The organism is Sphingomonas sp. RS2018 (genome assembly GCF_054489605.1).
The window spans coordinates 603057-626495 of sequence record NZ_JBTMWL010000002.1 but is presented as its reverse complement, the minus strand read 5'-3'; the positions used below and the strand labels follow the sequence as shown (position 1 = coordinate 626495).

At 68.3% G+C, this 23439-nt stretch carries 16 protein-coding genes and 1 tRNA gene; 11 read left to right on the top strand and 6 right to left on the bottom strand.

All coding sequences use genetic code 11. The features are described from left to right. The first annotated feature begins 45 nt into the window (after window positions 1-45). The 3 genes from ACX40P_RS08165 to ACX40P_RS08155 all read left to right on the top strand — a co-directional run bounded on the left by ACX40P_RS08165 (window position 46) and on the right by ACX40P_RS08155 (window position 3094). Window positions 46-723, top strand: a complete 678-nt coding sequence (locus tag ACX40P_RS08165; protein ID WP_459125815.1) for a 2OG-Fe(II) oxygenase — start codon at window positions 46-48, stop codon at window positions 721-723. A gap of 475 nt (window positions 724-1198) precedes the next feature. Beyond that, complete coding sequence (gene recJ, locus ACX40P_RS08160; RefSeq protein WP_459125814.1) at window positions 1199-2959, top strand: single-stranded-DNA-specific exonuclease RecJ; 1761 nt, start codon at window positions 1199-1201, stop codon at window positions 2957-2959. Window positions 2960-3019: 60 nt separating this feature from the next. Beyond that, window positions 3020-3094, top strand: a tRNA-Glu gene (locus ACX40P_RS08155). On the opposite strand, the gene ACX40P_RS08150 is transcribed toward ACX40P_RS08155, so the two are convergent. Together ACX40P_RS08150 and ACX40P_RS08145 are read right to left on the bottom strand one after the other, a co-directional pair. Further along, entirely contained in the window at window positions 3095-3700 is a 606-nt protein-coding gene (locus ACX40P_RS08150) for an aminotransferase class IV (protein ID WP_459125813.1), read from the bottom strand. It lies immediately after the preceding tRNA gene. Continuing rightward, the gene (locus tag ACX40P_RS08145; protein WP_459125812.1) at window positions 3700-4737 is read right to left on the bottom strand and encodes a glycoside hydrolase family 43 protein; all 1038 of its coding nucleotides are present in this window, start codon (window positions 4735-4737) and stop codon (window positions 3700-3702) included. The genes ACX40P_RS08150 and ACX40P_RS08145 overlap by 1 nt, the downstream gene beginning before the upstream one ends. Before the next feature lie 144 nt (window positions 4738-4881). Between ACX40P_RS08145 and ACX40P_RS08140 the strand changes: the two genes are divergently transcribed. The 8 genes from ACX40P_RS08140 to ACX40P_RS08105 all read left to right on the top strand — a co-directional run bounded on the left by ACX40P_RS08140 (window position 4882) and on the right by ACX40P_RS08105 (window position 14937). Further along, window positions 4882-6216, top strand: coding sequence for a sugar MFS transporter (locus ACX40P_RS08140; protein WP_459125811.1), 1335 nt, complete (start codon window positions 4882-4884; stop codon window positions 6214-6216). 5 nt (window positions 6217-6221) lie between these two features. Beyond that, window positions 6222-8564 (top strand): beta-L-arabinofuranosidase domain-containing protein, encoded by a 2343-nt coding sequence (locus tag ACX40P_RS08135; RefSeq protein WP_459125810.1) that lies wholly within the window; start codon window positions 6222-6224, stop codon window positions 8562-8564. A gap of 80 nt (window positions 8565-8644) precedes the next feature. After that, complete coding sequence (locus tag ACX40P_RS08130; protein ID WP_459125809.1) at window positions 8645-9814, top strand: acyl-CoA dehydrogenase family protein; 1170 nt, start codon at window positions 8645-8647, stop codon at window positions 9812-9814. Further along, the gene (locus tag ACX40P_RS08125; RefSeq protein WP_459125808.1) at window positions 9811-11412 is read left to right on the top strand and encodes a carboxyl transferase domain-containing protein; all 1602 of its coding nucleotides are present in this window, start codon (window positions 9811-9813) and stop codon (window positions 11410-11412) included. The genes ACX40P_RS08130 and ACX40P_RS08125 overlap by 4 nt, the downstream gene beginning before the upstream one ends. Before the next feature lie 5 nt (window positions 11413-11417). Continuing rightward, window positions 11418-11894, top strand: coding sequence for a nuclear transport factor 2 family protein (locus ACX40P_RS08120; protein WP_459125807.1), 477 nt, complete (start codon window positions 11418-11420; stop codon window positions 11892-11894). A gap of 145 nt (window positions 11895-12039) precedes the next feature. After that, complete coding sequence (locus ACX40P_RS08115; protein ID WP_459125806.1) at window positions 12040-13893, top strand: acetyl/propionyl/methylcrotonyl-CoA carboxylase subunit alpha; 1854 nt, start codon at window positions 12040-12042, stop codon at window positions 13891-13893. 118 nt (window positions 13894-14011) lie between these two features. Beyond that, window positions 14012-14488: a GNAT family N-acetyltransferase gene (locus ACX40P_RS08110; protein WP_459125805.1), complete on the top strand. Its 477-nt coding sequence runs from the start codon at window positions 14012-14014 to the stop codon at window positions 14486-14488. Continuing rightward, complete coding sequence (locus tag ACX40P_RS08105) at window positions 14488-14937, top strand: MaoC family dehydratase (protein ID WP_459125804.1); 450 nt, start codon at window positions 14488-14490, stop codon at window positions 14935-14937. Before ACX40P_RS08110 ends, ACX40P_RS08105 begins: the two co-directional genes overlap by 1 nt. Here the strand turns inward: ACX40P_RS08105 and ACX40P_RS08100 are convergent. From ACX40P_RS08100 to ACX40P_RS08085, 4 genes are all read right to left on the bottom strand, one after another. Continuing rightward, the gene (locus ACX40P_RS08100) at window positions 14921-16375 is read right to left on the bottom strand and encodes a flavin-containing monooxygenase (RefSeq protein WP_459125803.1); all 1455 of its coding nucleotides are present in this window, start codon (window positions 16373-16375) and stop codon (window positions 14921-14923) included. The genes ACX40P_RS08105 and ACX40P_RS08100 overlap by 17 nt on opposite strands. Before the next feature lie 50 nt (window positions 16376-16425). Beyond that, window positions 16426-20640: a translocation/assembly module TamB domain-containing protein gene (locus tag ACX40P_RS08095; RefSeq protein ID WP_459125802.1), complete on the bottom strand. Its 4215-nt coding sequence runs from the start codon at window positions 20638-20640 to the stop codon at window positions 16426-16428. Beyond that, window positions 20640-22853: an autotransporter assembly complex protein TamA gene (locus ACX40P_RS08090; protein ID WP_459126039.1), complete on the bottom strand. Its 2214-nt coding sequence runs from the start codon at window positions 22851-22853 to the stop codon at window positions 20640-20642. Before ACX40P_RS08090 ends, ACX40P_RS08095 begins: the two co-directional genes overlap by 1 nt. A gap of 119 nt (window positions 22854-22972) precedes the next feature. Further along, the gene (locus tag ACX40P_RS08085; protein WP_459125801.1) at window positions 22973-23437 is read right to left on the bottom strand and encodes a MarR family winged helix-turn-helix transcriptional regulator; all 465 of its coding nucleotides are present in this window, start codon (window positions 23435-23437) and stop codon (window positions 22973-22975) included. Window positions 23438-23439: the final 2 nt, after the last annotated feature.

Below are 23439 nucleotides of genomic sequence, written 5' to 3'. Positions count from 1 at the left end.
GGCCGGCCCCTTTCCTTTTTGACGCGGCGGCGGCAGACAGCGGCGATGGCGACCCTTCCCGATCATCCCGACCAGCCATCCTCGGCGCGCGCCCGCTTTTCCGACATCGTGCTCGCCAAGCTGGAGAGCGATCCGCGCGTACGCCGCGCCAAGGTCCTCACGGCGGACGTGTTCTACATCACCGATTTCGTCACCGATGCCGAATGCAAGGCGCTGTGCACGCTGATCGACCGACATCGCCGGCCCTCGACACTGCTCTCCGCCACCACAACATCCGAATTCCGCACCAGCGAGAGCTGCGACATGGATCGCACTTCGCCCCTCGTCCGCCCGATCGACGAGCGCATCGCCGACACGCTCGGCCTGCCACGCTCGCATGGCGAGACGATGCAGGGCCAGCGCTATGGCTCCAACCAGCATTTCCGTGCGCACTTCGACTATTTCAAGCGCGACGCGGATTACTGGGCGCAGATGGAGAAGAAAGGCGGCCAGCGCACCTGGACCGCGATGGTCTATCTGAGCGACGTCGCCGAAGGCGGCGCGACCTGGTTCCCGCAGGCCGGCATCCGCATCCCGCCGCGCAAGCGCATGCTGCTCACCTGGAACAACATGAACCCGGACGGCAGCCCGAACCCCAATACGCTGCACGAAGGCACCTCGGTCACCGCCGGCACGAAGTACGTCGTCACCAAATGGTTTCGCGAGCTGCCCTGGACGCCGTGATGGCGCCGGGCCTGCGCGTCGGTTAGCGCTGCGATAGGCCACCCCCGCACTGTCCTACACGCCCGCAAATCGCTACCACCAAAGCGGGCCAACAAAGCTCAACCGATCGGTTGAGCTTTGTTGGCCGGTTTTACGAGACAAAACACATGCGTTTTCGTCTCAACGTTCATGCTCAACGAACTGGTTGAATATCGATGCCGACACCGCTCCCGCCCGTGCCGGCATCGCGTTCAAACCAGCAGCCGCACGTCCTGTTCTGTCATGACCCCGTCCGGGTGGACGCACTAGCCACCCGCTCGTCTCGCGGAGGGATCGAGCGTGTCGAGAACCTGTATCGAGAGACCCTATCGGGTGGCACCGACCTCTCGATATGCCGTCTCAACCAGCTCGACGGTTACTCGAGGCGAACGGGCGACGTAAGGCAATGTCGATCTACCACAAGTCCAGCAATGCCGATCGCGTTGGGGCCACAGCGATGACATCGGTCCTCGGCATCGAACGCTCGATCCTCGGCCAGCCGTGGCGGTGGCGCGGACTTTCGGGCGATGCGCGCGACGGCGGGTCGCCCGACGATCTCGTCACCGGCCTGTTGCTGTCACGCGGCTGTCCGCGCGACGCGCTGGAGGCTCACCGCAGCCCCAGCATCCGCGCCTTCATGCCCGACCCGTCGATTTTCCGTGACATGGACCGCGCCGCCGAACGCCTCGCCGATGCGGTGCAGGCGGGCGAGCGGGTGGCGATTTTCGGCGATTACGACGTCGATGGCGCGACCTCATCCGCCGTCATGATCCGGGTGCTTCGCGATCTCGGCCTGTCGCCCGTCGTCTACATCCCCGACCGTCTCGCGGAAGGCTACGGCCCGTCGGCCGCAGCGCTTACCCGGCTCGGCGCCGAAGGGGCGAGCCTGATCGTCACCGTCGATTGCGGCGCGCAGGCGTTCGAACCGCTGCAGGCGGCTAGTGACGCCGGCATCGCCGTCATCGTCGTCGATCACCACAAATGCGCCAGCGCCCTTCCCGTCGCGCACGCGCTGGTGAACCCCAACCGCCTCGACGAAGGCGAAGGCGCCGCCCATGGCCATCTCGCCGCAGTGGGAGTCGCCTTCTTGCTGTGCGCCGCGCTCGTCCGGACGTTGCGCGCGCGTGGCCGGTTCGCGACGCGGCCAGAACCGAAGCTGCTTGACCTGCTAGACCTCGTCGCGCTCGGCACCGTCGCCGATGTGGCGCAACTGCGCGGCCTGAACCGCGCCTTCGTCGCGCAGGGGCTGAAGGTGATGTCGGCGCGCCGCAACACCGGGCTCAACGCCCTCATCACCGCCTCGCGCCTCACCCGCGCCCCGACGTGCAGCGACCTCGGCTTCGCGCTCGGGCCACGGATCAATGCCGGCGGCCGGGTCGGACGATCGGATCTCGGCGTTAGACTGCTCGTCACCGAAGACGCCGACGAAGCGCGTGGGATCGCCGAAGAGCTCGACAGGCTTAACGAGGACCGCCGCGCGATCGAGGCGGGCGTGCAGGCCGAGGCCGACGCCCTGCTCCAGGCAAGTGGCGACCGCGCAATCGCCGTCGTCGCCGGCGCCGGCTGGCACCCCGGGGTCATCGGCATCGTCGCCGGCCGCCTCAAGGAACGGCTCGGCCGCCCCGCGATCGTCATCGCACTGGACGAGGCTGGCGTGGGCAAGGGCTCCGGCCGCTCGATCGCCGGGGTCGATCTGGGGGCCGCAGTGCTGGCCGCGAAGGAGCACAGTCTGCTCGTCGCCGGCGGCGGCCACGCCATGGCGGCGGGCCTGACGATCGCGGCGGATCAGGTCGAGGCCTTCGCTGATTTCCTGAACGAGCGCCTTACGCAAGCGGTCGAACGCGCCGGCGAGAACCGCGCGCTGCTGCTCGACGCGGTGCTCGCGCCGGGCGGCGTCTCGCCGACATTGTGCGACTCGCTGGAGGTCGGCGGACCCTATGGCATGGGCTGGCCAGCCCCGCGCGTCGCCGCCGGGCCGGTGCGCGTCGTGAAGGCCGATATCGTTGGTAACGGGCACGTCCGCGCGATCGTCGCGGGCGACGACGGCCGCACCGTCAAGGTGATGGCCTTCCGCGCCGCCGACACCCCGCTCGGTCAGGCCCTGCTCGGCGCCCCACCCCACCGCCGCCTGTGGATCGCCGGCCGCGCGAAGATCGACGACTGGTCCAGCCGCCCGGCCGCCGAACTCCACCTCGACGATGCGGCATGGATCGATTGACATTCACCGGCTTGACCCATGCGGCATCACCGCCTAACCGAGCCCAGCCCACGGCGACGTGGCCCCTTCGTCTAGCGGTTAGGACGCGGCCCTTTCACGGCTGAAGCACGGGTTCGATTCCCGTAGGGGTCACCATCATTCGACCAGCACCGCCGGCATCAATCCCCGCAGCGCGTTTCCGATCAGCAGGCCGTCCGCTAGGTCCGTCACGCGCAAATCGGCCTCCACGGCCCGCCCGCCATCGATCAAATCCGCCCGCAGCACCCCGGGCAGCAGCCCGCGCGACAGCGGCGGAGTCAGCAGCACGCCGTGGCGAGCGACGAATAGGTTGGTGAAACTCCCTTCGGTCAGCCAGCCGTCGGGATCGGTGAACACCACCTCGAACGCCCCGCTCGCCGCACGGGCGTTGTCGTAGAAGGCGCGGTCGGTGGTCTTGTGGCGCAGGCGGATGTCGTCGGTGGCGACGGGCAGCGGCATCACTACAACGTCGGCCAGCACGGGCACCAACGGCATCGGCGACAGCGTCACCGACGCCTCGCCCTCGAACAACGTCAGCCGCACCCGCAGCGGCTCGCACGCCGCGGCCAGTGCCAGGCCAAGCGCCGCCCGCACCGCCGACTCGTCACACGCCAACCCCAGCGCCGCCGCGCTCGCCCGCAACCGCGCCATATGCCGATCGACACGCGCGACCCCGCCCGCCGGGGTGAACGCCATCGTCTCGATCAGCGTGACCGACGTCATCAGATTCGCGTGGGTCCGTTCGCCACCGGACGCCCGAAATCCGGCGTGCCGTCACGCCGCCAGCCCAGCCGCTGCACCCGCGTATGGCGATTGGGATCGTACAGCGGGTCGCCGGTGATCTTCTCGTAATCGCGGGCATGATAGACCAGTACGTCGCGCCCGCGCGCATCGACGGTGAAGCTGTTGTGGCCGGGTCCGTAGATGCCGCGCGCGGGGTCGCTCGCGAACACCGGCTGCGGCGATTTGGTCCAGGCGGCCGGGTCCATCAGGTCGGCATCGTCGCGCGCGGTGAGCAAGCCCAGGCAGTAGCGCGCATCGGTCGCGCTTGCCGAATAGGTCATGAACACCCGCCCGTTGCGGATCAGCGGCGCCGGCCCCTCCGCGACCTTGAAGCCCTGTATCTCCCACGGCAGCGTCGGCACGGTCAGCCGCGCCGGCTTCGCGCCCAGCGTGGTCGGCGTCGCCAGCGGCGCGAGATAGATGTTCGAATTCGTCGCGATCCCCGGTTCCTGCTGCGCCCAGGCGACATAGCGCGTGCCGCGGTGCGTGAAGATCGTCGAATCGAGCGTGAAGCTGTCCCACGGCGTCACCAGCTGCCCCAGCACAGACCAGCGCCCGATCATCGGATCGTCGCCATTGCATTGCAGGACATAGGTGCGGATGCGGAATCGCGCGTCCCCGTCGCCCGCCGCGACATAGACATACCAGCGTCCGTCGATGCGGTGCAGCTCGGGCGCCCAGATATGCCCCGCCATCCTGCCCGACGCGGGACGTCGCCACAGCACGACCTCCTCCGCCGTCGCCAGTCCGGCGATGCTGTCGGCACGGCGCAGGATCACCCGGTCGTATTCGGGCACCGACGCGGTGAACGTATAGCGTCCGTCCGCCTGCCGCACGATCTGCGCGTCGGCGCGCTGGCGCACCAGCGGGTTGACGACCGTATCGCGGGCAGCGGCGGCGGACAGGCGCGGCGCCAGTGCGGCCGTCGCGGCGGCACCTGCGACGAATCCGCGGCGGCTGGTCAGGGATATCGTCATGGGGTTTGCGTCTCGCTCGTCTTGCGGTCACCGGTTACGACGGGATAGCGATGCCGCCTGTCCCGGCCAAGCGATGGTCACCGATTGACCACCGACCGCCGGCGATATAGTCAGACAAAAAACCAAGTATAAGGGCAGAGGACGATGGCGGGACCGATCAACACTTCCGTACCGGCTGGAGGGCAATCGCCCGGCAGTGGGGCGAGCTACGTTCCGGCATTGATCCTGCTGGCCAGCCTCTTTTTCATGTGGGGCTTCATCACCGTCATCAACAACACGCTGCTGCCGCATCTGCGCAGTGTGTTCGACCTCAACTACACGCAGACGACGCTGATCGAGAGCGTGTGGTTCATCGCCTATTTCTTCGCCTCCATTCCCTCGGCGAAGCTGATCGAGCGGATCGGCTACCAGAAGTCGCTCGTCATCGGCCTCGTCGTCATGGCGATCGGCGCGCTCGGCATGACGCTGGCGGCCAGCCTGCCGTCCTACGGCGTCACGCTCGTCATGCTGTTCGTGATCGCCAGCGGCATCACGCTGCTGCAGGTCGCGGCCAACCCCTATGTCGCCGTGATCGGCGCGCCGGAGACGGCGTCGTCGCGGCTCAATCTGGTGCAGGCGATGAACTCGGCCGGCACGATGCTCGCCCCGTTGTTCGGCGCGTATCTGATTCTCGGCCGATCGAAGGGCGGCACCGCGCAGAGCGACGTCGTGCTGACCCAGGCCGAGCGCCTGGCCGACGCGCAGTCGGTGATCCTGCCCTACATCATCGTCGCAGTCGTGCTGGCCGTGCTGGCCATCGTGATCGCGCGCTTCCCGCTGCCCGCCATCGGCGGTTCGATGACCCGCGTCAGCAAAGAAGAACGCAAGCGTCATTCGCTGTGGAAGCACCGGAATCTGGTGTTCGGCATCCCGGCGATCTTCATCTACCTGATCGCCGAGATCGGCGTCGCCAACCTGTTCGTGAACTTCGTCAGCCAGCCCGACATCGCCAACCTGACGCATGAGCAGGCCGGCCGCTATCTCACCTTCCTGTGGGGCGGCATGATGGTCGGACGGTTCGCGGGCTCGGTGCTGATGCAGAAGATCCCGGCGGAAACAGTGCTCGCCGCCTTCTCGATCGGTGCGTTCGTCGTGATGCTGGTCACCGTCTACACCACCGGCACCGTCGCGATGTGGGCGCTGATCCTCGTCGGCCTGTTCCACTCGATCATGTTCCCGACGATCTTCACGCTCGGCATCAAGGGGCTGGGCCCGTTGACCGAGGAAGGCTCCGGCCTGCTCATCATGGCGATCGCCGGCGGTGCGCTCGTCGTCGTGCAGGGTTGGCTCGCCGATCGCTACGGCCTGCAGACCTCGTTCCTGCTGACCGCGCTGTGCGAGCTTTACATCCTGTTCTATGCCGTGTGGGGATCGAAGGCGACCGACGCCCTGCCCGCCCCGGCCGTCGAACCCGCCGCGGCGACCCAGCACCACGGCTGACCGGGATGATCGTCGCGACCCGGCGCGGTCTGCTGGCGGGCGCAAGCCTGCTGGCGGCCGCGTCGCCCTTCCCCGCGCTGGCCCGGCCGTGGACATCTCCGGCACGGGTCGCCCCGGTACCGGCGCGACACGTCCGCCTCTTGCCATCGCCCTTTGCCGACGCATTCGCGGCGAACCGGCGCTATCTACTGTCGCTCGATCCCGAGCGGCTGCTGCATAATTTCTATGTCTCGGCGGGCTTGCCCGCGCCGAAGCCCGTGTACGGCGGGTGGGAGGCGCAGGGCATCGCCGGCCATTCGCTCGGCCACTGGTTGTCGGCCTGCGCGCTGGTCGTCGCCAACACCTGCGACGCGGCGGTTGCTGCCACGCTCGACCATGCGCTGAAAGAAATGGCGCGCATCCAGGCGGCGCATGGCGACGGCTATCTTGGCGGCACCACGGTCGAGCGTGACGGCAAGACCGTCGACGGAAAGATCGTGTTTGAGGAGGTCCGCCGCGGCGAGATCCGCTCAGGCGGATTCGATCTCAACGGCGGCTGGGTGCCGTTCTACACCTGGCACAAGATCCACGCCGGACTGCTCGACGCCCACAATCTCGCACGCAACCCGCGCGCCCTCCCCATCACGCTGAAGCTCGCCGGCTATCTCGCCGGCGTACTCGAACCGTTGACCGATGCGCAGATGCAGCGCGTGCTGGCGGCCGAGCATGGCGGGCTGAACGAAAGTTACGCCGAAACCTATGCGCAAACCGGGAACCCGCGCTGGATGCGGATGGCGGAGCGCTTCTATCACAAGGCAGTGCTCGCCCCGCTGGCGATGCAGCAGGACAGGCTCGCCGGTCTGCACGCCAACACGCAGATCCCGAAGGTCATCGGTCTTGCACGCCTGCACGAAGTTTTGGGCGGACAGCCGGCGCACGCAACCGCCGCGCGCTTCTTCCACGAGCGGGTGACGCAGCATCACAGCTACGTCATCGGCGGTAATTCCGAGCGCGAGCACTTCGGCGCGCCCGACCAGCTGTCGAAACGGATCACCGATGCGACGTGCGAGGCGTGCAACAGCTACAACATGCTGAAGCTGACGCGGCATCTCTACGGCTGGAATCCGCGCGCCGACTGGTTCGACACCTATGAGCGCATCCAGCTCAATCATATCATGGCGCACCAGCGGCCGGACACCGGGCAGTTCGTCTATTTCATGCCGCTGTCGGCCGGCGCGCGGCGCAGCTGGTCGTCGCCCGAGGACAGCTTCTGGTGCTGCGTCGGGTCGGGGATGGAGAGCCACGCCAAGCACGCCGATTCGATCTGGTGGCAGGACGCCGACACGCTCTACCTCAACCTCTATATCCCCAGCCGCCTCGACTGGACAGCGCGCGGTGTCGCGATCGACCTCGATACGGGGATGCCGCTGGAAGGTAGCGCGACGCTGACCCTGCGCCGCGCGCCGCGCACTCGCACCCGGATCGCGCTGCGCATGCCAAGCTGGGCCGATGGGGCGAGCGTCACGCTGAACGGCGCCCCCGCCCCCGTGATCTTGCAGAATGGCTACGCGGTCATCGATCGCCGCTGGCGCGCGGGCGACCGGTTGGGCGTCACCCTGCCGATGCGCGTCGCGGCAGAGCCGACGCCCCACGATCGCACCACCATCGCGTTCACGCGCGGACCGCTGGTGCTGGCCGCCGACATGGGTGCGGCCGATGCGCCGTTCGACGGCGTCGGCCCCGCGCTGGTCGTCACCGGCTCGCCGGTCGCCGGCCTGGCGCAGGGTGCCGGTCCTGCCGGGTTCCGCACGACGGGCGCGCTTGGCGAAACTCTGGTGCTGCGCCCCTTCGCGCAGCAATATGATCGCCGCACCGCCGTCTACTTCCAGACCTTCACGCCCGATGGCTGGCAGGCCGCGCGGACCGGCTATGTCGCCGGCGCCGCCGCAGCGAAAATGCTGTCGGCCCGCACGATCGACATCTTCCATCTGGGCGAGATGCAGCCCGAGCGCGATCACGACTTCGCCAGCGAGCGCAGCGAAGTCGTCAACTGGGCCGGTCGCCCCGGCCGTCGCCTGCGCCCCGGCGAGGCGATGCGCATGACGCTCGCCCGACCCGCCGGCCCGGCGGTGCTGCGCGTCATGGTGGTGTCCGACGACGCGAACAACGCGCCCGCCATCTCCGTCGACGGCAGGCCGATCGACCCCGCGACCGGCACCGTACGGCCGGAGGGGCGCTATGCGGCGCTCGACTATCCCCTTCCCGCCGGCACGGCCGGGCGGGCCGCGGTCGCCTTCGCCGCCGAGCGTCGCGGCGTCGTCGTCTATGAAGTCCGGATGCTGACCGCAGAGACGCCCGCGGTCACCTGATCCGCCAAAGCGCTTGGCAAACAGGCGATAATGTCACTATTCCTGTCCCATAAGCGCGGCGACGCGCATGGGAGAGTGTAATGGAAGCGACCCTGGATTTCGGCCTGGGCGAGAACGCGGAGATGATCCGCGACACGACGCGGCGCTTCGCCACCGACCGGATCGCGCCGCTCGCCGCCCGGATCGACGCCGAGGACTGCTTCCCGCGCGACGAACTCTGGGCGGCGATGGGCGAGCTCGGCCTCCATGGCATTACTGTGCCGGAGCAATGGGGCGGTCTCGGCCTCGGCTATCTCGAACATGTCATCGCCTGCGAGGAAGTCAGCCGCGCCTCGGCCTCGATCGGCCTCAGCTATGGCGCCCATTCGAACCTCTGCGTCAACCAGATCGCGCGCTGGGCCAACGAAGAACAGAAGGCGAAGTACCTCCCCAAGCTCGTCTCGGGCGAACATGTCGGCAGCCTCGCGATGTCGGAAGCCGCCGCCGGGTCTGACGTCGTCTCGATGAAGCTCAAGGCGCGGCGCACCGACGCCGGCTACGTCCTCGACGGCACGAAGTTCTGGATCACCAACGCAGCCTATGCCGACACGCTGGTCGTCTATGCGAAGACAGGCGAAGGCTCGCGCGGCATCACCACCTTCATCATCGAGAAGGACATGCCCGGCTTCGCGATCGGACAGAAGATCGATAAGATGGGCATGCGCGGCTCCCCCACCGCCGAGCTGGTGTTCGACGGCTGCGAAGTCCCGTTCGAGAATGTGATGGGGCCGGAAAACGGCGGCGTCGGCGTGCTGATGTCGGGCCTCGATTACGAGCGCACCGTGCTCGCCGGCATCCAGCTCGGCATCATGCAGGCCTGCCTCGACGTCGTCCTCCCCTACGTCCGCGAGCGCCGCCAGTTCGGCAAGGCGATCGGCACGTTCCAGCTGATGCAGGCGAAGATCGCCGACATGTATGTCGCGCTCAATTCTGCGCGCGCCTATGTCTACGCCGTCGCGCGCGCTTGCGATGCGGGCCAGACGACCCGCTTCGACGCGGCGGGCGCGATCCTGCTGGCCAGTGAAAACGCCTTCAAGGTCGCGGGCGAGGCAGTGCAGGCGCTGGGCGGCGCGGGATACACGAAGGACTGGCCGGTAGAGCGCTTCCTACGCGACGCGAAGCTGCTCGACATTGGTGCCGGCACCAACGAGATCCGCCGCATGCTGATCGGCCGCGAGCTGATCGGTGCGGCGGACGTCGTGGCCCAATGACCGCCCCCGTCCTCGACACCAAACTCTCGCCCGACGACGCCGCATTCCGCGCCAATGCTGCGCACAATGCGGCCCTCGTCGAGCGGCTGCGCGCCGACGTGGCGCAGGCCGCGCGGGGTGGCAGCGACGCGTCGCGCGACCGTCACGTATCGCGCGACAAGCTGCTCCCCCGCGACCGCGTCGAACGCCTGCTCGATCCCGGCTCACCGTTCCTCGAGATCGGCCAGCTCGCCGCGCACGACCTCTATGATGGCGAGGTGCCCGGCGCCGGCGTCATTGCCGGCATCGGCCGCGTCTCCGGCCGCCAGTGCATGATCGTCTGCAACGATGCGACGGTGAAGGGCGGCACCTACTTCCCGATGACGGTGAAGAAGCATCTCCGCGCGCAGGAGATCGCGCAGGAGAACCGCCTGCCCTGCATCTATCTGGTCGACAGCGGCGGCGCGAACCTGCCGCATCAGGCGGAGGTCTTCCCCGACCGCGAGCATTTCGGCCGTATCTTCTTCAACCAGGCGAACATGTCCGCGCTCGGCATCCCGCAGATCGCCTGCGTGATGGGCAGCTGCACCGCGGGCGGCGCCTACGTCCCCGCGATGTCGGACGAAACGGTGATCGTCCGCGGTCAGGGCACCATCTTCCTCGCCGGCCCGCCGCTGGTGAAGGCGGCGACGGGCGAGCTCATCTCCGCCGAGGAACTGGGCGGCGCCGACACCCACGGGCGCCGGTCGGGCGTAGTGGATCATGTCGCCGAGAACGACGAGCACGCGCTGACGATCGTCCGCGATATCGTCTCGACGCTCCAGCCCTCGCGCACCCCCGACATCAACCTGCGCGAGCCGCGTCCGCCCAGGCACGACCCCGCCGGCCTCTACGGCGTCATCCCGCAGGACGTGCGCGCGCCCTATGACGTTCACGAGGTCATCGCCCGCCTGACCGACGCGTCCGAATTCCACGAATTCAAGCCGCTCTACGGCAGCTCGCTGGTCTGCGGCTTCGCCCACATCTGGGGCATCCCGGTCGCGATCCTCGCCAACAACGGCGTGCTGTTCAGCGAGAGCGCGCAGAAGGGCGCCCACTTCATCGAGCTCGCCTGCCAGCGCCGCGTGCCGCTGCTGTTCCTCCAGAACATCTCGGGCTTCATGGTCGGCGGCAAGTACGAGGCGGAGGGGATCGCCAAGCATGGCGCCAAGCTCGTCACCGCCGTCGCCACGGCGAGCGTACCGAAGATCACCGTGCTGATCGGCGGCAGCTTCGGCGCGGGCAATTACGGCATGTGCGGCCGCGCCTATTCGCCGCGCTTCCTGTTCACCTGGCCCAATTCGCGCATCTCGGTGATGGGCGGCGAACAGGCCGCGAGCGTCCTCGCCACCGTCCACCGCGACGCCGACCGCTGGAGCGAGGACGAGGCCGAAGCCTTCAAGGCACCCGTCCGCCAGCGTTACGAGGATGAGGGCAACCCCTGGCACGCCACGTCGCGCCTGTGGGATGACGGCATCATCGACCCGGCGCAGACCCGCGACGTGCTCGGCCTTGCGCTCGCCGCCACGCTCAACGCTCCCGTCGCCGAAGCACCGCGCTTCGGCGTGTTCAGGATGTGACGCTGATGATCCTCCCCCTCCTCCTTGCCCTGCAGGTCACCCCCGTCGCGCCGATCGTGAAGGGCACCGCCCTGCCCCCACCCGGCACCGAGGAGGCGCAGGTGATGGCGCCCGTCGCCGCGCTGCTGGCCGCGCTGTCGACCGGCGACCGCGACAAGATCATCGCGGCGACCATCCCCGAGGGCGCTATCACCTCCACCCGCACTGGCCCCGATGGCAAACGCCAGCATCGCCGCGTCGGCTGGTCCGAATTCGCCGCCAAGCTGCCACCCGAAGCCGCCAAGGTCGAAGAACGTCAGGGCCAGCCTGGGATCGAGATCGACGACGACGTCGCGATGGTCTGGGCGCCCTACACGGTGCTGGTCGACGGCAAGGTGTCGCACTGTGGCTACAACCATTACGATCTGATCCGCACCGATGCCGGCTGGCGCATACTGAACGTCACCTATTCGCACCGTACCACCGGCTGCACGGCGCAGTGACGCTGTCCTACACAACCCCGAATCTCTACCCCGAACCCGGGCTTGCGAAGCTCAACCGATCGGTTGAGCTTCAAGCGGGCTTTACGAGACAAAACACACGTGTTTTCGTCTCAACATTCGCGCTCAACGAAATGGTTGAATATCGATGCTGACGTCGCTCCTGATCGCCAATCGCGGCGAGATCGCCTGCCGCATCATTCGCACCGCGCGGGCGATGGGTATCCGCACGGTCGCGGTCTATTCGGACGCCGACCGGGATGCGGTTCATGTCCGGCAAGCGGACGAAAGCGTCCACATCGGCGCCTCCCCGGCGCGTGAAAGCTATCTGGTGGGTGACAAGATCATCGCCGCCGCCCGCGAGACGGGCGCGGAGGCGATCCACCCCGGCTACGGCTTCCTCAGCGAAAACGCCGACTTCGCACAGGCCGTGATCGACGCCGGTCTGATCTGGGTCGGCCCCCGCCCCGACAGCATCCGCGCGATGGGGCTGAAGGATGCCGCCAAGGCGCGGATGATCGCCGCCGGCGTGCCCGTGACGCCGGGCTATCTCGGCGAGGACCAGTCACCCGATCGCCTGCGTGCGGAGGCCGACGCGATCGGCTATCCCGTGCTCATCAAGGCGGTCGCGGGCGGCGGTGGCAAGGGCATGCGCCGCGTCGACGATCCGCGGGACTTCGCCGACCTGCTCGCCGGATGCCAGCGCGAAGCGGCGTCGAGCTTCGGCGACGACCGCGTCTTGCTCGAAAAATATATCCTCTCGCCGCGCCATATCGAGGTGCAGGTGTTCGGCGACACCCACGGTCAGGTCGTCCACCTATTCGAGCGCGACTGTTCGCTCCAGCGTCGTCACCAGAAGGTGATCGAGGAAGCCCCCGCCCCCGGCATGGACGAGGCGACGCGCGACGCCATCTGCGCCGCCGCCGTCCGCGCCGCGCAGGCCGTCGACTATGTCGGCGCCGGCACGATCGAATTCATCGCCGACGCCTCCGAAGGCCTGCGCGCCGATCGCATCTGGTTCATGGAGATGAACACCCGCCTTCAGGTCGAACATCCGGTGACCGAGGAGATCACCGGCGTCGATCTGGTCGAATGGCAGCTGCGCGTCGCGAGCGGCGAGCCGTTGCCGAAGCGGCAGGACGAACTGGCGATCGACGGCTGGGCGATCGAGGCGCGGCTGTATGCAGAGGACCCGGCCAAGGGCTTCCTGCCGAGCGTCGGGCGGCTCGACGCCTTCGATCTTGGCGATGATGCGCGGATCGAAACGGGCGTCGAAGAGGGGGCGGAAGTGTCGCCCTTCTACGATCCGATGATCGCCAAGGTCATCACCTGGGGCGAGGACCGCGAGGATGCGCGCACCGCGCTGGTCGAGGCGCTGGAGGGCGCCGTCGTCTGGCCGATCCGGTCGAACGCAGGCTTTCTGGTCAAGGCGCTGGAGCATGACGCCTTCGTCGCGGCCGATCTCGATACCGGTCTGATCGCACGCGAGGGCGATGCGTTGTTGCCCGCCGCCCTGCCCTCCGACGACGCGTTGGCCGAGGCGGCGTTGCTGTTCGTCGGCGCTCAGTCGATGCCGGGCTTCCGCCTCAACGCGCCGCCGCAGTCCCGCGTGCGCCTGATGGCCGACGGTGTCCCGGTGGACGCGCAGATCGCCGCGACCAGCGCCACGTCGGGCGACGTGATCGACGACGCCGGCACGCTGCTGACCGAGGCCGGGCAGACCTGGCTCATCGCTCCCCATCGCGCGGTCGGCGTCGCCGCCGGCGCGGCAGGCGACGGCGCGATCCTCGCACCGATGCCGGGACGGGTGACATCGGTCGAGGTGTCCGAAGGCCAGTCGGTGAGCAAGGGCCAGAAGCTCGTCACGCTCGAAGCGATGAAGATGGAACACGCCCTCATTGCCCCGTTCGACGGCACCGTCGCCGCCCTCGACGCGAGTGAAGGGCGGCAGGTGGTGGATGGCCACATCCTCGTCCGCATCGATCGGGCGGAGGCGGCGTGAGCACCGCACCCTCCCCGTTCGCCCTGAGCTTGTCGAAGGGCTGTCCTTCTTCGTGCCACGATCTGTGCCCGTCGAAGAAGGCAGTGCTTCGACAAGCTCAGCACGAACGGATGTCGTGATGATCGACCGGCTCCACATCCGCCCCGCCCTCATCACCGACGTCCCCGCCATAGTCGCCCTGATGGCCGACGACCCCAACGGTGCGTTGCGGGAGGACGCTACGCTCCCGCTCGACGCAGCCTATGAACGCGCGTTCCTCGATCTGGCGGCGGACGACCGGCAGGAACTGGTCGTCGCCGAACGCGACGGCCGCGTCATCGGCACGCTGCAACTCACCTACATCCCCGGCCTCGCTTTTCGCGGCGCGCTCCGTGGGCAGATCGAGTCCGTCCGCATCGCCAGTAACCTGCGCGGCGGCGGGCTGGGTACCCAGCTCATCGAATGGGCGGTGGCGCGCTGCCGTGAGAAGGGCTGCCGCTTCGTCCAACTCACCTCGCAGCGCAACCGCCCCGACGCGCACCGCTTCTACGAGCGGCTCGGCTGGGAGCAGAGCCACCTCGGCTTCAAGCTGCATTTCGACGACGGAGACGCATGATGGCGGGACGCCACTTCGACGAATGGCAGGTCGGCGACCGCATCGTCCACGAACTGACCCGCACCGTGACGGAGACCGACAATCTCCTGTTCTCGACGATGACGCACAACCCGCAGCCGCTGCACCTCGACGTCGAGGCGGCGAAGGCGAGCGAGTTCGGCCGCATTCTCGTCAACGGCACCTTCACCTTCGCGCTGATGGTCGGCCTGTCGGTCGGCGATACGACGCTCGGCACGCTCGTCGCGAACCTCGGTTACGACAAGGTCGTGATGCCGCACCCGGTCTTCATCGGCGACACGATGCGCGCCGAAACCGAGGTTATGGAGCTTCGCCCGTCCAAGTCGCGCCCCGGCCAGGGGATCGTCACCTTCCGCCACCGCCTGACGAACCAGCGCGGCGAGATCGTCTGCGAATGCCTTCGCAACGCCCTGCTCAAGTCGCGGGGTTAGAGAATTCCATTGCTCCGTCGTCCAGCTTGCCGTGCCGCAGCGCCAGCAGGTCGCGCAGGTAGTTCTGGTGCAGCCGCCACGGCGCCTTCGATCCCTGCTTCGGCATGCGGTCGGCGGCCCGCTGGACATAGCCCGAGGTGAAGTCGAGGAACCCCGCCGGCTCGACGCTCGGGTCGTTCAGCCGCGGCGTCACCTGCCGCACCCCGCGATCCCGCATCGCGTTCAGCAGGCGGCAGACATAGCCCGCCGTCAGGTCCGACTTCAGCGTCCATGATGCATTGGTATAGCCGAACGACAGAACCAGATTGGGAATGTCCGAAAACATCATGCCCTTGTACGCCAGCGACTTGGCCGGATCGATCGCCGCCCCGTCGATGCTGAAGGCGATGCCGCTCATCAACTGCATCTCCAGACCCGTCGCGGTGACGATGATGTCGGCCGGCAGGACGCGCCCCGATTGCAGGCGGATACCGTCGACCTCGAACCGCTCGATCCGGTCGGTCACCACCTCCGCCTTGCCCGACATGATCGTGCGGAACAGGTCGGCATCGGGCACCAGACACACCCGCTGATCCCACGGATCATAGCTCGGCGTGAAGTGCCGGGCGACGTCATAGTCCGGTCCCAGGTGATCGCGCACCCACCCCAGCATCCGCGCCTTCACCGCCGCCGGCCGCTTGCGACTTTGGGAATAGAAGAACTGGCCAAGGAGCACGTTCTTCCACCGCGTGATCGCATAGGCCGCCCGCCCCGGCAGCACGCGGCGCAAAGCATTGGCGACGCGGTCCTCGCCCGGCCGAGCGACGATGTAGGTGGGCGAGCGCTGCAGCATCGTGACGTGCGCCGCGGTCGCCGCCATCGCCGGCACCAAAGTCACGGCCGTCGCGCCGCTGCCGATCACGACGACGCGCTTGCCCGCATAGTCGAGGTCGTCTGGCCAGAACTGCGGATGCACGATGCGCCCCCCGAAGTCCGCCGCCCCCTCGAACGCCGGCTCATAGCCCCGCGCATAGTCGTAATAGCCCGAGCACAGGAACAGGAAGCGGCTCCGCATCTCCGTCCGCCGCTCGCCCTCGGCGATCGTCACCGTCCATTCCGCGGTGGCGCTCGACCACACCGCCGCGACGACCTTGCGGCCATAACGGATATGCCGGTCGATGCCGTACTCGCGCGCCGTTTCGTCGAGATAGTCGAGGATCGCCGGCCCGTCCGCGATCGCTTTCGCCCCCGTCCACGGACGAAACGCGAAGCCCAGCGTGTGCATGTCGGAGTCCGACCGTACGCCGGGATAGCGGAACAGGTCCCACGTCCCGCCCAACCGGTCCCGCGCCTCCAGGATCGCATAGCTGCGATCGGGACAGCGCGTCTGGAGGTGATAGGCCGCGCCGATGCCGGACAGCCCAGCCCCCACCACCAGCACATCGACGAACTCGCTCACATCCCGCTCCCGATCATATTGACATCAGGGTAAGTAGCGGGATGCCGAGGTCAATAGTCCTTCGAGTAGCGCAGGTTCACGTTCGATCCGCCGAACGACGATGTCGACGACAGAATGCTCAGCGCCCGCGACAGCGCGATCTCCAGCTGCGTCGCGGTGAAGCCGCGCGAGTCGGTGATGATCTCGACGTAGATGTCGTCGGTCAGATACTTGCCCGCCGCCAGCGAGGTGCCGCGTCCGGTCGCCTCGTCGGCACCCAACACGCGCAGCCGGTCGAACCCGGTCACCGAGCGCAGCTTGCCAAGCGGGTTGAGTCCGCCCCCGCCCGACCCGCGCAGCGAGTTGAGCGCGGAGGCCAGCTGGATCGCCTCGGTTGCCGACAAATTGGTGACCGAGCTGCCGAACAACAGGCGCGACAGCACCTCGTCCTGCGGCAGGTTGGGGCTGGAGGTGAACGCCACCCGCGGCTGCTGCGCGCTGCCGGTGATCGCGATCGTCGCAGTGATACCGTCGGTGGTGGTTGTCGCGGCGATGTCGAGGCTGGGGTCGCCCAGCGGGCCGCCTTCGAACCGCACGATGCCGCGCGTCAGTTCGAACCGCTTGCCCGAGAAGCTGTACGTGCCGCGCACGACACGCGCCAACCCCGTCACCTGCGGCGCGGCGGACGTGCCACCGATGCGGATATCCGCCTCCCACTCCGATTCCAGCCCCATGCCGGACACGAACAGGCGATTGTCGGCGCGGACGCGCAGATCGAGGCGGAACAGCCCGGCCGATGCCGTGCCCTCGCCGTTGCGCTTCGCTGCGGCGGCGCGCGCGGCATCGCTGCGGCGCCGCACACCGGTCAGTTCGGCGACCTCGGCCGATCCCTGACGGATCACCTGATAGCGGACCTCCGGCAGTGTCAGCTCGCCCTGGATCAGCCCGCCGTTCGCCTGGCTGTTCGTGACGCGGATCGTGCCGGTCGCGGTCGCGCCCAGCGCGTCGCTGCGAGCGAGGCGCGCGTCCTTCAGCGTCGCGCGGATGTCGATCGGGAAGCCCGACGCCGCCGCCAACCCGACCGAGCCTTGCGCGCTCACCGTGCCTTCGCCAGCGCGCGCGGTCAGCTCCGTCAGCTCGAACCGATCGTTGGTAAAGCGTCCCGCGATCCGCATGTTGCTGAGCCGCGTGCCATAGTTTTCGTTGTCGTAGGTCAGGCTGTTCGCGCGAACCACGCCGTTCAGCGCCGGTGCCGACAAACGCCCGCCGAAGTCCGCAGCGATGCCGATCGTGCCCGACAGTTGCTGGCCGGTGAAACCGCCCAGCGAGAAGAGCACGCCAGCAGGCCCGTTGTAGCGGATACCGCCCGACAGCGGCGCCGCTGCTAGCCGGCTCGTCCAGCCGCCCGCGCCCGGCCCGACCGGGCGCAGCGTCGCGACCATCCGGCCGACCGTGGTCGTGCCGCGCTTGATGAGCGCGCGCATGTCGCCGCCGCCCTCGGTCAGCCCGCCGACCATCTGAATGTTCACCGGCGTCGACACCGAGGCGAGGCTGGCGCGGGTAAAGTTCGCGACGTCGACCCGCATCTGCGCCTGCGGGAACGCGCTGCCCGCCTGTCGGTAGTCGACGCTGCCCGTCGCGGTGCCGCCGATGCCTAAGCCCGGCGAGAAGGCGTTGGCGATGGCAAGGTCGAGCCGGTCGAGCCGTGCCTGTATGCTGGTCGTCGCGCCGTAGAGCCCGGCCAGACGCACCGACCCCTGGTCGAAGTCGATCCGCGTCGGCTGCAACCGATAGTCGTCGCGACCCGGCTCGATCCGCGCCGGGGTCGCGGTGCGGAAATTGATCCCGCTCGCCGTACCCTGCGCCGCCACCAGCCACAGGCGCGGCGAGAAGCGGGCGTTGGCGCCGATGCGGAAGGGCACACCCGACGATCCTAGCGCGAACGCCTGTGCGGTCCCGCTGCCGCCGCGATAATCGATCTTCGCCCTCGCGGTCTGCAACAGGAAGTCGCCCATCTTCAGATTGGCGATCTGCGCATCGCCGGTGATGGCGGGCTGGTTCGGATAGAGCACCGCGCTGCCGACGATGATCGCGCGACCGATCGTCAGGCCGGCGGTGCCCGGGATGACGGCATTGGCGGCGCGCGCGTTCACGTCCGCGCGCTGCACGCCGCCCTGCGACGCCAGCGTCAGCGTGCCGGCGACGCCCGATCCAGCGAAGCGCAGGCCACCGGCGAACGGCCCCGCCGCGGTCTGCTGCACCCGGCCCGAGAAATCGATCCCGGCGAAGCGCGCGGTCCGGATGTCGGTGGTCAGGAGCCCACCGGTACTGAGCAGCAGGTCGGCGGTGAACGGCCCGTATTGCGACCCGCCGCGCGCGATAATGGCATAGCGATCGCCCTGCCCGCGGATCGTCGCGGTCACGTCGGCCAGTCCCACGCCCAGCCCTGGCCGCGCTGCACGAATCGTCGCCACTGGGGCCAAGAGCGTGCCGGTCACGCGCGCGCTGACCGGACCGTATTGCGCCGACCATGCGTCCGCGTTTACCAGCAGCGGCCCGGCCGGATCATAGCGACCAGAGCCGCGCAGCACGCGGAACTGCGGCGCGGTGACGCGCAGATTGTTGAAGAGGATGATGCCTTCGGGGCTGTAGTCCAGATCGACCCGCGCGATCGCGTTGCCGCCAAGGAAATCGCGCGCGCCGTCGTTGAAGATCCGGCTGGTCCGCGCGACCACCCGCCCGCGAATGCCGAAACCGCCGCGCGGCGCGGTGTAGAGGCTGGCGTCGGTAGTCAGGTTGACGATGCCAAAGCTCTCGACCCGATAATCGTTGATCCGCCCCTTCAGCGCACCGGCGTAGCGCCCGGTCGACAGGTCGGCCGCGATGACGGCGGTGGCGTCGATCTTGTCGGAACGCAGGCGTAGATTGTCCGACAGGATCTGGGTCCCGCCGTTGATCGCCAGATCGCCGTTGATCGCGACGTTGGTCAGCAATCCACCCGCCGCGGCGTTCAACCCGCTGATCCGCCGCGCGCGCGCCGTGATCGGCACGAGGATACGGTCGGCATCGACGCGGGCGCGACCTTCGGCATACACGCCCTCCGCGACGATCTCGCCGAAACCGAGCGCTGCGGCCTGCAGCTTATAGTCGACCGTCGGCCGCGCGAACGCGCCGTCCAGCGCTACCGCCGCCCGCACCGCGCGCCCATTCAGGTTCGGCGCGATCGATCCCGGCGTCAGCAGCATTGCCTCCACCCGGAAACCGTCGAAGCGGCTCTGCGCCAGATCGAGCTTGCCATCGGCCGTTGCCTGCAGGGCCGACGACCGCAGCTGAATCTTCGTATCCGCCACGCGCTCGGCCAGCGCCGCGTCGATCGCCACGTTCAGTTGCGGCGCGGTCAGCCGCTCGACCGGACCGGTCAGGTACAGCCCAGGGCGTGTCGTCCCGCGCACCTGAAGATTGCCGTTCCGCGCCGCGATCGACAGGTTGGCGAGCTCCCCGCCGCCCAGCGTCGATACCGCACGCCCATCCCACTTCGCCCAGTCGCCGCGCCCGTCGATCGACAGCGTGAGCGGCGCCTTCAGCCCCGCCATCCCGGCCAAAAGCCCGTTCGCCGGCGCTGCCAGCTTAAGATCGAGGCCTAGCCGGTTGCTGTCTGGCACCGCATCGAGCCGCAGCGCGATCCGATCGCCACCGGCGATACCCGGCGCGCCGAGCGTCGCGCCGTCCAGCACGACCTGCGCCCGCGCATCCGCGATGTGCGCGCTGCCCGACACGCGCGCCAACCGCCGCGCACCGCTGACTGCCGGCGCCAGGTCGATGCGGTCGATCGCGAAGCGGTTCACGTCGATATCGATGTCTGGAAGCGTCGGCGCGTTCGGGTCGCTCGGCGTCTGGATCAGTTCGGGCGTGCGGCTCATCGCTACGAGCGGACTGGTAAGCGACCGCACGTCGACATGATTGCGCGCAAAGGCGAACGGGCGCCAGTCGACCCGCAGTTCGGGCGAGTTCAGGAACACGCCCTTGGGATCGCGCACGCGCACGTCGCGCAGCACCATCGCGCCATAGATCGACCCGTCGATCCGGCCTACACGGACGTTCAGTCCGTTGGCGAGCGTATAGCCCGACAGCCGATCCGCGACGAAGCGCCGCCCCGGCTGCGTATTCACCCCGACCAGCAGCAGCGCGACGAGCAGCACCAGCCCCAGCAGAACGATGCCGATCCACTTCAGCGCGGTCTGCCCCACCGGCCGATGCCGCACGATGGTCACATCCTCGGTCGTCATCAGAAAGCCTGCCCGATACCGAGGTACACCGCGATCAGCGATTCACCGCGCCGCCGTCCGATCGGCGTCGCCACGTCGATCCGGAACGGCCCGAAATTGGTGTAATAGCGCCCGCCGATTCCCGCGCCGAAGCGCAGGTCGCTCCCCTTCGGGAACACGCTGTCGTAGACCTGGCCGACATCGACGAACGGCACGATGCCGAAATTGCCGAAACGATACCGCGCCTCGATCGCGCCCTCGATGACGCTGCGTCCGCCCAGCGGCCGCACGATCGTCGGCGCATCTTCCTCGTCCGGATCGGTCGGGTCGAAATCGGGGTTCGCCTCGACGGACTTGGGCCCCAGCTCCTGATAGCCGAAGCCGCGCACCGATCCGCCGCCACCGGCATAGTAACGCCGCGATGGCGCGAGATCGTCGCGCGATATTCCCGCGATCGAACCGCCGCGTAGCCGCCCAGCGACGACGATGCTGCTGCTGACGGGCATATAGGCGGTGCCTTCAAGCAGGACGCGCGCGTAGGGCCGGATGCCGGCGCGGATCGACGTTTCGGGGCTGACGTTTGCCTTCACGCGGAAACCGCGCGTGGGATTGAGCAGGTCGTCGGTCTTGTCCCACATGCCCTGCACCGGCAGCGCGCCGATGAAATAGGTGCCGCGTTCGCGCCGGCCGAGCGACGGCACGAACCGGTCCTCGTTGGTGCCGACCAGTTCGACGCCGAACGCATAAGTGAACGGCTTCTGCCAGATCGGCGTCGAGTCATAGCTGATCTTCGCCGCCAGCGTGCCCGTGAAGCTCTCGAACGCATCGTAGTTCGAATGATTGGCGGCGGCGATGATCGAGAAGGTGCGGTCGCGCCTCCCGGCATTGGAACGACGGAAGGTCGCCGACAACGCCTGCTCCAGCGTCCCCGCCACGCCCGCGGCGATCAGCGCGCCTTCGGGCGCGAACAGGTTGCGGTGGGTCCAACTGCCCTCGATCCGCATGCCCTGCCCGGTGCCATAACCGCCGGTCGCCGCCAGCGTGCGCGCCGGTCCCTTGTTCTGCGTGACCAGCAGGTCGACCGCCTCGGTGCCATCGGGGTTCACGCGGCCGGTGCGCTGCGGCTCGACGCCGATCGAGGAGAACAGACTGGTCGCGACGAGCGCCTCGCGCAGGTCGTCGACCCGGCGGCTGTCGTACAGCTCGCCTTCCTTGTAGCGGGGGAAGACGTTCAGGTGATCGATGCCGAAAACGTCGTCGCCCTTCGTCACGATCCGCCCGAAGCTGCCGCGCGGACCGACATCGATTGGCAGGGTATAGTCGCCCTTGAAGCTGGTCTCGTCGAGCAGGATGTCGCGCTCGCCGACCGTCGCGAAGGCATAGCCCTGCTGCGGCAGGCGCAGGCTGACGTTCGCCTCCGCCGCCTGCACGCGCTCGGCATCGATCGCATCGCCGACCTTCAGCGCCAGCTCGCGCCGTGCCAGATCGGGCGGCACGGTCGGCCCCGCCGTCACCGTGACCGACCCCAGCGTGTAGAGCGCGCCCGGCACCGCGGTCACGACCGCGCGCACCCGGCCCGGCGTCTGCGGCAACTGCTCGATCGCCGACGACGCGGTCGCATCATAATAGCCGAGCGAGCGCATCAGCCGCACCGCCAGCTGCTCGTCCTCACGCGCGCGCGCCGCGACGACGGCGGCGTTCGGCGCCTCCTTGTCGTCCTTCAGCGCCGACAGATCGTCGAACCGCGCCGTCAGACCGATCGCGTCCAGCCCATCGACACGCACGTCGTAACGGATCTCCGGCGCCTTGGTGTCGTCGACGCCTGCCACCTCGACCGGGGTGACATCGAAGTTGGACAGCGGCGTCAGCGGCTGCGTCAGTTCACCGTCCTGCGCCACCACGGCGGGAGCGGTCTGGCCGGCGACCGGAGGAACGGGCGCAGGCGGCGGCGAACCGAACGCCTCGATCGGCTCCAGCGGCGCGGCCACGTCGTCCGACAGGGCGGGGATTTCCTTCTGGAACGCGGCGTCGGGAACAATCGGCGCGTTCGGATCGGTCGGGCTTGGCGATTGTGCGGTCGAGCCAGACGCTGTTCTGGCGGGAGGCGTCGGCGTTGCCGGCGGCGGCAATCGCGATGGCGTATTCTGTCCGCTCTGAGGGGTCGCGATCTGGGCGGCGGCCGCGGACGAAAGTCCCGCGACGCCGGCCAGCAGCAAAATCCTATAGCCCCACATACCCGACAAAAACACGCCCCCGGAAAACGATGCCACCGCCCTCCCAGACGTGTGGTCGATCCAGACAACCCCGTCGGAGCCGATGCGTTCCCCGCCCCGTGTCGAATTTCAGGCTTTTGTCAGCCTGCTACGCGCGTGTCCTGCTCGACCTTCGCGACTGTCGCCTCGATCGCACCCAGCATCGTCACGAAACGCTCCAGGTCGGCTGCTGCGAAACCGCCGAAAATCCGCTGTTCGATCTCGAGCGCCTTGGGCGCCACCTCGGCATAGAGGCGCCGCCCCTCCGCCGACAGTGCCAGCAGGTGCGAGCGCTGGTCCCCCGGATTCGGCGCCCGGTCGATCAGCCCGCGTTCCGACAGCGCGATCGCTGCGCGGCTGACGGTGACCTTATCCATCCGCGACCGCAGCCCCAGCGCCTGTTGCGTCAGCCCGTCGCTCTCCGCCAGCAGCGCGATCAGCCGCCACTCCGGGATGCGCAGGCCGAACAGCGCCCGATATGTGTCGGCGATGGCGTCCGACACCCGGTTCGACACGATCGACAGGCGATAGGGCAGGAAGGTGTCGAGCGTCAGTTGCTTCGTCATGT

Bases quoted from the DNA above. Each gene is read 5' to 3' on its own strand.
- ACX40P_RS08165 (WP_459125815.1), top strand. From the start codon at position 46: ATGGCGACCCTTCCCGATCATCCCGACCAGCCATCCTCGGCGCGCGCC.
- recJ (WP_459125814.1), top strand. From the start codon at position 1,199: ATGACATCGGTCCTCGGCATCGAACGCTCGATCCTCGGCCAGCCGTGG.
- ACX40P_RS08150 (WP_459125813.1), bottom strand. From the start codon at position 3,700: ATGACGTCGGTCACGCTGATCGAGACGATGGCGTTCACCCCGGCGGGC.
- ACX40P_RS08145 (WP_459125812.1), bottom strand. From the start codon at position 4,737: ATGACGATATCCCTGACCAGCCGCCGCGGATTCGTCGCAGGTGCCGCC.
- ACX40P_RS08140 (WP_459125811.1), top strand. From the start codon at position 4,882: ATGGCGGGACCGATCAACACTTCCGTACCGGCTGGAGGGCAATCGCCC.
- ACX40P_RS08135 (WP_459125810.1), top strand. From the start codon at position 6,222: ATGATCGTCGCGACCCGGCGCGGTCTGCTGGCGGGCGCAAGCCTGCTG.
- ACX40P_RS08130 (WP_459125809.1), top strand. From the start codon at position 8,645: ATGGAAGCGACCCTGGATTTCGGCCTGGGCGAGAACGCGGAGATGATC.
- ACX40P_RS08125 (WP_459125808.1), top strand. From the start codon at position 9,811: ATGACCGCCCCCGTCCTCGACACCAAACTCTCGCCCGACGACGCCGCA.
- ACX40P_RS08120 (WP_459125807.1), top strand. From the start codon at position 11,418: ATGATCCTCCCCCTCCTCCTTGCCCTGCAGGTCACCCCCGTCGCGCCG.
- ACX40P_RS08115 (WP_459125806.1), top strand. From the start codon at position 12,040: ATGCTGACGTCGCTCCTGATCGCCAATCGCGGCGAGATCGCCTGCCGC.
- ACX40P_RS08110 (WP_459125805.1), top strand. From the start codon at position 14,012: ATGATCGACCGGCTCCACATCCGCCCCGCCCTCATCACCGACGTCCCC.
- ACX40P_RS08105 (WP_459125804.1), top strand. From the start codon at position 14,488: ATGGCGGGACGCCACTTCGACGAATGGCAGGTCGGCGACCGCATCGTC.
- ACX40P_RS08095 (WP_459125802.1), bottom strand. From the start codon at position 20,640: ATGACGACCGAGGATGTGACCATCGTGCGGCATCGGCCGGTGGGGCAG.
- ACX40P_RS08090 (WP_459126039.1), bottom strand. From the start codon at position 22,853: ATGTGGGGCTATAGGATTTTGCTGCTGGCCGGCGTCGCGGGACTTTCG.
- ACX40P_RS08085 (WP_459125801.1), bottom strand. From the start codon at position 23,437: ATGACGAAGCAACTGACGCTCGACACCTTCCTGCCCTATCGCCTGTCG.